The organism is Sphingomonas sp. (assembly GCF_048594985.1).
Lineage (GTDB): Bacteria > Pseudomonadota > Alphaproteobacteria > Sphingomonadales > Sphingomonadaceae > Sphingomonas_I.
Map to the genome: position 1 here is coordinate 1 of NZ_JBMDXG010000274.1, position 9611 is coordinate 9611.

The following is a 9611-nucleotide window of genomic DNA, read 5'->3' on the forward strand; positions in this document are numbered from 1 at the left end:
CGAGACGGTTGCCGATGCCGGCATCAAGCGATGTTTTGTCGTAGCCGGCGACCCGCCCCACCCGCTCGGACCGTTTCCGGACAGCGCCTCCCTGATCGCGACGGGCGCTTTCGAACGGTGTGGCGTCGAGACGATCGGCATCGGGGGGCATCCCGAAGGCCATCCGGTCATGATCGAGGCGGAGTGCTGGGCCGCGCTGGCATCAAAGTGCCGAAGCATCGAGGAGCGCGGCATGTCGCCGATGATCGTCACGCAATTCGCCTTCGACGCGGACGTCGTCCTGCGCTGGCTAGAGGGGCTTCGCGAACGCGGATTGCATCATCAGGTGCGGATCGGTGTTCCCGGACCGGCAGGCGTAGCGACGCTGATGCGGTTCGCTGCCCGATGCGGCGTCGGCGCGTCGACCGCCATCCTCGCAAAATATGGTATCTCCGCTACCAAGTTATTGGGAACGTCCAGACCGGAAGAATTCGTGGATCGTCTCGCCGCCGGTCTGACGAGCGGACATGGACCGGTGCGACTTCATTTCTATCCGTTCGGCGACATCGGTAAGACGGTGGATTGGATCAGCCATTATGCCGCAAGCCAATAGGCAGCCCGAGGCTCCCACTCGTTCAAAGCCGCATGCACGCTCGAGAGAATATCATGACGCCGATCGATCGACCGAAGCTCGTACCACCCGGCGGCCACACCAAGGTTCTGCTGCATAGCTGCTGCGCGCCGTGTTCGGGCGAGGTGATGGAAGCGATGACCGCCAGCGGCATCGATTACACCATCTTCTTCTACAACCCCAACATCCATCCCAAGGAGGAATACCTCCTGCGGAAGGACGAGAACATCCGCTTCGCCGAGGATCACGGCGTTCCGTTCGTCGATGCCGACTATGACACGGTCAACTGGTTCAAGCGGGCAAAGGGGATGGAATGGGCGCCGGAGCGCGGCGAACGCTGCACGATGTGTTTCGACATGCGGTTCGAACGCACCGCGCTCTACGCGCACGAGAACGGCTTTCCCGTCATCACCTCGTCGCTCGGCATCTCGCGCTGGAAGGACATGAACCAGATCAACGGATCGGGCGAGCGCGCGGCGTCGCATTATCCCGGCATCGACTATTGGACGTTCAACTGGCGCAAGGGCGGCGGTGCCGCGCGCATGATCGACATTTCCAAGCGCGAGCGTTTCTACCAGCAGGAATATTGCGGTTGTGTCTTCTCGCTGCGCGACACCAACGCCCACCGTGTGAGCCAGGGACGGCCAGAAAATCGAGATCGGCAAGCTCTATTATGGCGACGCCGACGGTGGGGAAACTGCGGCTTAGGCTCGCGGTCAATTCCACAGCTCCCTGATCGGGATTGCTCCCGACCGGTCAATATCTCGATGGCCCGGTCCATGCCCATTGCTGGCCACGGCGGGCAGTCGCCAACCATCATATAAAGATATCTTTATATCGTTATTGACAGCATCGAGCCGATGGTATTGAACGGCGATGTCGAGGTTCCCCATCCCAGGCATGGCGATGGGGCTAAGACGGGAAGCCGGTGGTGTCCTTCGGGACAGAGTCCGGCGCTGCCCCCGCAACTGTAAGCGGCGAGCGGCGGCTCCATTTCGTGTCACTGGGTTCCCGCAAGGGGCCTGGGAAGGCCGGAGCCACCGCGTTGACCCGTAAGCCAGGAGACCTGCCTTTCGACGCCATAACGTTCCTCGGACGGGGGTTCCTCCGGTGGATCGCGCTTGATGCGTGGTCTGTGGCGTGATGCCACCCGGGCCCGCCCGTGTCTTGCGCGCTTTCGCCTGACCTTCCGCCCGCAAAGCCTGGGTGAGTCATGACGAAGAACGGGTTCACATTCTCGATCAGCAGTATCCCGTTCGACGAGGATTATCGTCCGGCCGACAACACGCGCATCACCACCAACTTCGCCAATCTCGCGCGCGGGGAAAGCCGCCAGGAGAACCTCCGCAGCACGCTGGTGATGATCGACCACCGTTTCAACGCGCTGATGCACTGGGACAATCCCAAAGGTGATCGCTACACGCTGGAGCTGGAGATCATCTCGGCCGCGCTCACCCTCGGGGACGGCGCCGACGACGAAGCCTTCCCGCTGATCGAGATCCTGCACACCACCGTCATCGACAGGATCAGCGGCGAACGGTCCGACGGCATGATCGGCAACAACTTCTCCTCCTATGTGCGCGATTACGACTTCAGCGTCGTCCTGCCCGACCACCTCAAGGCCGGGGGGAGCGGCGCGCCGGAGGGCTTCGGCGATCTGCACGGCAATCTGTTCAAGCACTTTCTCGGATCGAGCGCCTACCGCGAAAATTTCCGCAAACCCCCGGTCATCTGCCTGAGCGTGTCGAGCAAGGAGGTCTATCACCGGACCGCCAACGTGCATCCGATCCTCGGGGTCGAGTATCGGAACGACAAATTCTCGCCAACCGATCAATATTTCGCGAAGATGGGCATGAAGGTGCGCTACTTCATGCCGCCGCACAGCGTCGCGCCGTTCGCCTTCTACCATATCGGCGATCTGGTCAGCGATTACACCAACCTCGAACTCGCCAGCACGATCGCGACGATGGAGACGTTCCAGAAGATCTATCGTCCGGAGATCTACAACGCGAACTCCGTGGCGGCGGAGCATTATCAGCCGAGCTTGAAGTACCAGGACTATTCGCTGACCCGCATCGTCTATGATCGCGAGGAGCGCAGCCGGCTCGCCGTCGAGCAGGGCAAATTCGCCGAAGAGCATTTCATCAAGCCGCATTGGCCCACGCTCCAGCGCTGGTCCGCGACCTGCGGCCTCTGACCCCCACGCACATCAAGGTATCTGCATCATGACGACATTGTTGCCGACGACGACCGCGGGCAGCCTGCCCAAGCCCTCCTGGCTTGCCCAGCCCGAGACGATCTGGTCGCCCTGGCGGCTGGAAGGCGAGGATCTGGTCAGGGGCAAGCAGGATGCGCTGCGGCTGGCGGTGGACGATCAACGGCAGGCGGGCATCGACATCGTCGGGGACGGTGAACAGACCCGCCAGCACTTCGTGACGACGTTCATCGAGCATCTGGACGGGGTCGATTTCGAGAAGCGCGAGACAGTACGCATCCGCAACCGCTATGACGCCAGCGTGCCCACGGTCGTCGGGGCGGTTTCGCGGCCGAACTCGGTGTTCGTGGAGGATGCTAGGTACCTACGCGGGCAGACCGACAAGCCGATCAAGTGGACGCTGCCCGGTCCCATGACGATGATCGACACGCTGTACGATGCGCATTACCGGAGCCGCGAGAAGCTGGCCTGGGAGTTCGCGCAGATCCTGAACCAGGAAGCGCGCGAACTGGAGGCGGTCGGCGTTGACATCATCCAGTTCGACGAACCCGCGTTCAACGTCTTCTTCGAAGAGGCGACCGACTGGGGTATCGCCACGCTGGAGCGCGCTGCCGAGGGGCTCAAGGCCGAAACCGCCGTCCACATCTGCTACGGCTATGGCATCAAGGCCAACACCGATTGGAAGAAGACGCTCGGCTCTGAATGGCGCCAATATGAGGAAACCTTCCCCAACCTCCAGAAGTCGAAGATCGATATCATTTCGCTCGAGTGCCAGAATTCGCGCGTGCCGATGGACCTGATCGAACTGATCCGCGGCAAGAAGGTGATGGTCGGCGCGATCGACGTCGCGACCGACACGATCGAGACGCCCGAACAGGTCGCCGACACGCTGCGCAATGCGCTGCGTTTCGTCGATGCGGACAAGCTCTATCCGGCCACCAATTGCGGGATGGCGCCGCTGTCGCGCGACGTCGCCCGGGGCAAGCTGAAGGCGCTGGGGGCCGGCGCGGAGATCGTCCGCAAGGAACTGGCGGCCTGATCCTGACCGCTATGCCGTGCCGGCCTATCCATGACGGGGCGGGCACGGCGCAGGGGATGAGGAACGCATCAGCGGTTCGCCCGCCCCGGCGAACCGCCAGACCGGAAGTTCAACCATGAAGGCCATCCTGAGCCGACTGCGGATCGACGCCTATATCCTCGCGATCGTCGGAATGGTGGTGATCGCCGCGATCCTGCCCGCCCGGGGCGCGGGCAAGGACGTGCTCGACATCGTGGTGCACGCCGCCATCGCGCTCCTGTTCTTCATCTACGGCGCGCGGATCTCCCGACAGGCGATCTGGACGGGCATCCTGCACTGGCGGCTGCAATCTTTGGTGTTCGCCACGACGTACGTGGTGTTCCCGCTGCTGGGCTTCGGGATCGCGAGGCTCGTCGACGGGCATCTCGACGGCGGTCTCGTCACGGGGCTGATGTTCGTCGCGCTGCTGCCCTCGACGGTCCAGTCGTCGATCGCCTTCACATCGATCGCGCGCGGCAACGTGCCCGCGGCCCTTTGCTGCGCATCCCTGTCGAACCTCGCAGGGGTGGTCATCACACCGCTGCTGGCGATGATGGTCCTCAGCGCCGGGACGGGCGGCATGTCACTGGATGCGGTGGGCGACATTGCGCTCCAGATCCTGCTGCCGTTCGTTGTCGGCCAGTTCGCACGCCCGCTTATCGGCGAATGGCTGAACCGCCAGAAGACGCTGACGATGGTCGTCGATCGCGGCTCGATCCTGCTGGTCGTCTATTCCGCCTTCAGCGCGGGCGTCGTGGCCGGCATCTGGAGCAGGGTGACGCCGTCAAGCCTCGGGCTCGTCATCGTCCTCGACTTCGTGATGCTGGCGGTCGTGCTGGTCGCCACCACGGCGGCAAGCCGCTTCCTGCGCTTCACCACCGGAGACGAGATCGCCATCGTGTTCTGCGGATCGAAGAAGAGCATGGCGAGCGGCCTGCCGATGGCCAACATCATCTTCCCCGCCAGCGCGGTCGGCCTGATCGTCCTGCCGCTGATGCTGTTCCACCAGATGCAGTTGATGGTCTGTGCCGCACTTGCCCGGCGCTACGCGCAGCGGGCCGAGACCGCCGTTCCAATCGTCCCCGCGCGGACATGATCCCATTCCCCGATGCCGATGCACCCGACGCTTCAGGACCGACACCGATGAACCTGTTGACCCCTATCGACGAAGAGGCCGACCTGCGCCGCGTGTTCGGCCGGTTCCCGACCGGCGTCACGGCGCTCTGTGCGATGGACCAGGGCGATCCCGTCGGCATGACGGCGAGCGCGTTCGTCGCCATCTCGATCACGCCGCCCCTCGTCTCGGTCTGCATCAAGCATGGTTCGGCGACCTGGCGGCAATTGCGCGGCTTCGGACGCATCGGCATCTCGTTCCTCGGAGCGAGCCATGCCGCGACGGCGCGTCAACTGGCGAAACCGGGCGGGGATCGCTTCCGGGGGCTCGGATACGAGACGACCGCGGATGGCGCGGTGTTCCTCGCCGAGGCCGTGGCCTGGCTGGAATGTTCGGTCGAGCAGGAGATCGCGGCGGGCGACCATGACATTATCCTGTTCCGGCTCCGCCGTGCCGCGACCGCCGAGGGGATCATGCCGCTGGTCTTTCACTCCAGCGATTTTCACACGCTGACGCCGATCGGATAGCGCCGGGTCGGGGACGCGGCGCAAGGTCGCGCCCCCCGGAAACGATCAACCGTCCTGCGGCATCCCCTGCGGCACGATCGTCTGGATGATGTTCGCGTCGAGCTCCTCGAAGGCGTGGAGGCCGATCGTATCGTACAGCTCCTGCCGGGTCTGCATCCGATCGAGGAAGTTCATCGTCCCGCCGTCGCGCTTGATCGCGGCGTACAACTCCTCCTGCGCCTTGTTCGCGGCGCGCAGCGAGCTGACGGGCCAGATCACCAGCTTGTAGCCCATCGCCTCGAACTCGCTCGCCGTGAAGAACGGCGTCTTGCCGAATTCGGTCATATTGGCGAGCAGCGGCACGTCGGGCATCGCCGCGTGGAACTTCTCGAACATCTCGCGGCTGGTCAGCCCCTCGGGGAAGATCGCGTCGGCGCCCGCCTCGACGTAGAGCTTGGCGCGGTCGATCGCGGCGTCGAAGCCGTCGACGCCGACCGCGTCAGTGCGCGCCACGATCACCATGTCGCGGCGCGCCTTGGCGGCGGCGGCGACCTTGGCGGCCATGTCGGTGGGGCTGACAAGGGCTTTGCCGTTCAGATGCCCGCACTTCTTGGGCAGGATCTGATCCTCCAGATGCACCGCGCCCGCGCCCGCATCCTCGAAAGTGCGGACCATGTGCATGACGTTCAGCGCCTCGCCATAGCCGGTGTCGCCGTCGACCAGCAGCGGCAGGCCCGAGGCACGGACGATCTGTCGGATGAAGAAAGCGACCTCGTCGACCGTGATGATGCCGAGGTCGGGCAGGCCCATCGACGCGGTCATCGCCGCGCCGGAGAGATACAGCCCGTCGAACCCGGCGTTACGCGCCTGGATCGCCGCCTGCCCGTTGTGCGCGCCGGGCAGCTGATAGATGCCGGGGCGGTTCAGGGCAGCGCGGAAGCGCTTGCCGGCGGATTCGGTGGGGAGGTCGGAGGCGAGGAGGTAGGGCATGGGGTTCCTTGGTGTCTTCTGACCGTTGAAGATCGAGTGGCGCGAAGTTAGCCTCTGTTTTAGGCCGCGTAAGGAGAAGTGACATGCAGCGTCAGGCGCATTCCAAACTCCGCGGTCGTGTTACAATATCGCTGCTGATTGCGGGACTTACTGGAAGCTGCGCGCAACCGCGACCGCGTCTGACGGGAAATGAACGGCAGAGCTGCGTCGCACAAGGAGGCTACGAAAGTCGTGGGCCGTTTGGTTCGCCGTTTTGTCAGTTCAACTACTCCGACGCCGGGAAGGTGTGTTCCGCGAAAGCTGACTGCCAGGGCAAGTGTCTGCTCCCGGTCAGCGGTCCACCGAACAGCCCTGTTCCGCAGCCGGGTGAACGAGCGCAAGGCATGTGTGAGGCGACCCGCTCGACGTTCGGCTGCTACGCTGAAATCGACAATGGCGCAGTCACGAGCGAGGGCTCGATCTGCGTTGACTGATCGAGCCCGGACCAAGCTCACCCTCGCTCCGCCAACGGCACCCACGTCCGATCCTCCGGCCCGACATAGTTTGCGCTCGGGCGGATGATCTTGTTGTCCTCGCGCTGCTCGATGACGTGCGCGGCCCAGCCGCTGGTGCGGGCGATGACGAAGAGCGGTGTGAACATCGCGGTCGGCACGCCCATCATGTGATAGGAGACGGCCGAGAACCAGTCGAGGTTCGGGAACATCTTCTTGGCGTCCATCATCACCGCTTCCAGGCGGTCGGCGATGTCGTACATCTTGGTCGAGCCCGCCTCGTCCGACAGCGTCTTCGCGACGCGCTTGATGACGACGTTGCGCGGGTCGCTGACGGTGTAGACCGGGTGGCCGAAGCCGATCACGACTTCCTTGTTCTCGACGCGGCGGCGGATGTCGGCCTCGGCCTCGTCGGGGTTCTGGTAGCGCTTCTGGATCTCGAACGCGACCTCGTTGGCGCCGCCGTGCTTGGGGCCGCGCAGCGCGCCGATCGCGCCGGTGATGCAGCTGTGCATGTCGCTGCCGGTGCCCGCGATCACGCGCGCGGTGAAGGTGGAGGCGTTGAACTCATGCTCGGCGTAGAGGATCAGGCTAGTGTGCATCGCGCGCACCCAGCTGTCCGACGGCGCGTGCCCGTGGAGCAGGTGGAGGAAATGCGCGCCGATGCTGTCGTCGTCGGTCTCGACGTCGATCTCCCGGCCATTGTGGCTGAGGTGATACCAGTAGAGCAGCATCGAGCCCAATGAGGCCATCAGCCGGTCGGCGATGTCGCGCGCGCCGGGGCCCGCGTGATCGTCCTTTTCCGGCAGCGCGCAGCCCAATGCCGAGACGCCGGTGCGCATCACGTCCATCGGATGCGCACTGGCGGGGATCGCCGCCAGCGCCTCCTTCACCGTGAGCGGCAGCCCGCGCAGGCTGCGCAGCTTCGCCTTGTAGCCGCGAAGCTCGCCCGCATCGGGCAGATGGCCGTGGACGAGCAGATAGGCGATCTCCTCGAACTCCGCGGCCTCCGCGAAGTCGAGAATGTCGTAGCCGCGATAATGGAGGTCGTTGCCGGTTTTGCCGACCGTGCAGAGCGCGGTGTTGCCCGCCGCGACACCCGACAGGGCGACGGACTTCTTGGGCTTGAAGGTGGGGGCGTCGTTCATGGCTTTCCTCTCAGAAACTGTCGGCGGGGACGTGGACGTGACCGTCCATCAGCACCCGCGCGCTGCGGCTCATGACCGCTTTGGTGATAACCCATTGGCCGTCCGCCTGATGCGCCTCGGCACCGACACGCAGCGCGCCGGAAGGATGGCCGAAGCGGATCGATGTCCGCTCGCCGCCCCCCGCCGCCTTGTTGACCAGCGTGCCCGGCACCGCCGCTGCAGCGGCAATGGCGACCGACGCCGTGCCCATCATCGCGTGGTGAAGCTTGCCCATCGACAGCGCGCGGACGAGCAGGTCGATCTCGCCGGCCGCCACATCCCGGCCGCTCGACGTGCGATGGTCGATCGGCGCGGCGACGAAGGCGATGGCCGGTGCGCGCGTCGTCTTGACGATGCCCATCGCCTCCGCGCCGGCCGTGCGCAGCGCCTCGAAGCGGGCGAGCGCGTCCGCGTCGCCGTTGATGGCGTCGCGAAGCTCGGCACCGGTATATCCGAGATCCTCCGCCTCGACGAAGATGGTCGGCACGCCGGCATTGATGAGGGTCGCCCGGATCCTGCCGCCCGGCACCACGGCGTCGTCGACCTCCAGCGTATCGACCGGATGGCCCGTCGGGAACAGCGCGTCCGACGCATCGGCGGGATCGACGAACTCCAGCACGATCTCGGCAGCCGGGAAGGCGACACCGTCGAGCTCGAACTCGCCCGTCTCGATGACCTGCCCATCGGCCACGGGCACATGGGTGACGATCGTCTTGCCGATATTGGCCTGCCAGATACGGACCTTGCACAGCCCGTCGATCGCCCGGGCGGCATCGACATAGCCGGCCTGGATAGCAAAGGCCCCGACCGCGGTGGACAGGTTCCCGCAGTTGCTCGACCAGTCGAGCGCACCGCTGTCGATCGCGATCTGCCCATAGAGGTAATCGACGTCATGGCCCGTCCGCGTCGCCGGAGAAACGATCACGCATTTGGACGTGCTGGACGTCGCCCCGCCCATCCCGTCGATATGCGCGCCATACGGGTCGGGGCTGCCGATCACGCGGCGGAACAGCCGGTCGCGCGCCTCGCCCGGCGTCCGCGCGCGCTCGGGGAGGTCTTCGAGCCGGAAGAACACGCCCTTGCTGGTGCCGCCACGCATATAGGTGGCCGGGATGCGGATCTGCGGCGTCACGCCGCCGCACTCGACGCAAGGAAATCCTGCGCGAAGCGTTGCAGCACCCCGCCCGCCTCGTAGATCGACACCTCTTCGGCGGTGTCGAGGCGGCACAATACCGGCACCTCTTCGGCCAATCCGTCACGCCGCCGGATCACCAGCAGCAATTCGGCGCTGGCATCCGGGATACCCGACACGTCGAACGTCTCGGTGCCGTCGAGCTTCAGCCCCAGGCGGGTCGTGCCGTGCATGAACTCCAGCGGCAGCACGCCCATCCCGTCGATATGCGCGCCATACGGGTCGGGGCTGCCGATCACGCGGCGGAAC

At 65.0% G+C, this 9611-nt stretch carries 10 protein-coding genes and 1 riboswitch; of the genes, 6 read left to right on the forward strand and 4 right to left on the reverse strand.

What is annotated here, in order from left to right:
* Positions 1-169 precede the first annotated feature (169 nt).
* From ACOJSF_RS11045 to ACOJSF_RS11070, 6 genes are all read left to right on the forward strand, one after another.
* Positions 170-592, forward strand: a complete 423-nt coding sequence (locus ACOJSF_RS11045; protein WP_420142251.1) for a hypothetical protein — start codon at positions 170-172, stop codon at positions 590-592.
* A gap of 146 nt (positions 593-738) precedes the next feature.
* On the forward strand, positions 739-1434 hold the full coding sequence (locus ACOJSF_RS11050; RefSeq protein ID WP_420142252.1) for an epoxyqueuosine reductase QueH: 696 nt from the start codon (positions 739-741) through the stop codon (positions 1432-1434).
* Between the two features lie 41 nt (positions 1435-1475).
* Positions 1476-1699: riboswitch (cobalamin riboswitch) on the forward strand.
* 124 nt (positions 1700-1823) lie between these two features.
* Positions 1824-2807 carry a DUF1852 domain-containing protein gene (locus ACOJSF_RS11055; RefSeq protein ID WP_420142253.1) on the forward strand — a complete coding sequence of 328 codons (984 nt, stop codon included), beginning with the start codon at positions 1824-1826 and terminating at the stop codon, positions 2805-2807.
* A gap of 28 nt (positions 2808-2835) precedes the next feature.
* A complete protein-coding gene (locus tag ACOJSF_RS11060) occupies positions 2836-3864 on the forward strand; it encodes a methionine synthase (RefSeq protein ID WP_420142254.1) in 1029 nt (342 codons plus the stop codon).
* Positions 3865-3979: 115 nt separating this feature from the next.
* Positions 3980-4978 (forward strand): bile acid:sodium symporter family protein, encoded by a 999-nt coding sequence (locus ACOJSF_RS11065; protein WP_420142255.1) that lies wholly within the window; start codon positions 3980-3982, stop codon positions 4976-4978.
* Positions 4979-5025: 47 nt separating this feature from the next.
* Complete coding sequence (locus ACOJSF_RS11070; protein ID WP_420142256.1) at positions 5026-5523, forward strand: flavin reductase family protein; 498 nt, start codon at positions 5026-5028, stop codon at positions 5521-5523.
* A gap of 45 nt (positions 5524-5568) precedes the next feature.
* On the opposite strand, the gene prpB is transcribed toward ACOJSF_RS11070, so the two are convergent.
* From prpB to ACOJSF_RS11090, 4 genes are all read right to left on the reverse strand, one after another.
* Positions 5569-6492 carry a methylisocitrate lyase gene (gene prpB / locus ACOJSF_RS11075; RefSeq protein ID WP_420142257.1) on the reverse strand — a complete coding sequence of 308 codons (924 nt, stop codon included), beginning with the start codon at positions 6490-6492 and terminating at the stop codon, positions 5569-5571.
* Between the two features lie 490 nt (positions 6493-6982).
* On the reverse strand, positions 6983-8131 hold the full coding sequence (gene prpC / locus ACOJSF_RS11080; protein WP_420142258.1) for a bifunctional 2-methylcitrate synthase/citrate synthase: 1149 nt from the start codon (positions 8129-8131) through the stop codon (positions 6983-6985).
* Between the two features lie 10 nt (positions 8132-8141).
* Positions 8142-9302, reverse strand: coding sequence for a 2-methylaconitate cis-trans isomerase PrpF (gene prpF / locus ACOJSF_RS11085; RefSeq protein WP_420142259.1), 1161 nt, complete (start codon positions 9300-9302; stop codon positions 8142-8144).
* Positions 9299-9611 (reverse strand): hypothetical protein (locus ACOJSF_RS11090; protein ID WP_420142260.1); only part of this gene is annotated, 313 nt, incomplete at its 5' end. The genes prpF and ACOJSF_RS11090, both read right to left, overlap by 4 nt.

Coding starts and splice junctions, on each gene's coding strand:
- ACOJSF_RS11045 (WP_420142251.1), top strand. CDS start 170: ATGATCGAGGCGGAGTGCTGGGCCGCGCTGGCATCAAAGTGCCGAAGC.
- ACOJSF_RS11050 (WP_420142252.1), top strand. CDS start 739: ATGGAAGCGATGACCGCCAGCGGCATCGATTACACCATCTTCTTCTAC.
- ACOJSF_RS11055 (WP_420142253.1), top strand. CDS start 1,824: ATGACGAAGAACGGGTTCACATTCTCGATCAGCAGTATCCCGTTCGAC.
- ACOJSF_RS11060 (WP_420142254.1), top strand. CDS start 2,836: ATGACGACATTGTTGCCGACGACGACCGCGGGCAGCCTGCCCAAGCCC.
- ACOJSF_RS11065 (WP_420142255.1), top strand. CDS start 3,980: ATGAAGGCCATCCTGAGCCGACTGCGGATCGACGCCTATATCCTCGCG.
- ACOJSF_RS11070 (WP_420142256.1), top strand. CDS start 5,026: ATGAACCTGTTGACCCCTATCGACGAAGAGGCCGACCTGCGCCGCGTG.
- prpB (WP_420142257.1), bottom strand. CDS start 6,492: ATGCCCTACCTCCTCGCCTCCGACCTCCCCACCGAATCCGCCGGCAAG.
- prpC (WP_420142258.1), bottom strand. CDS start 8,131: ATGAACGACGCCCCCACCTTCAAGCCCAAGAAGTCCGTCGCCCTGTCG.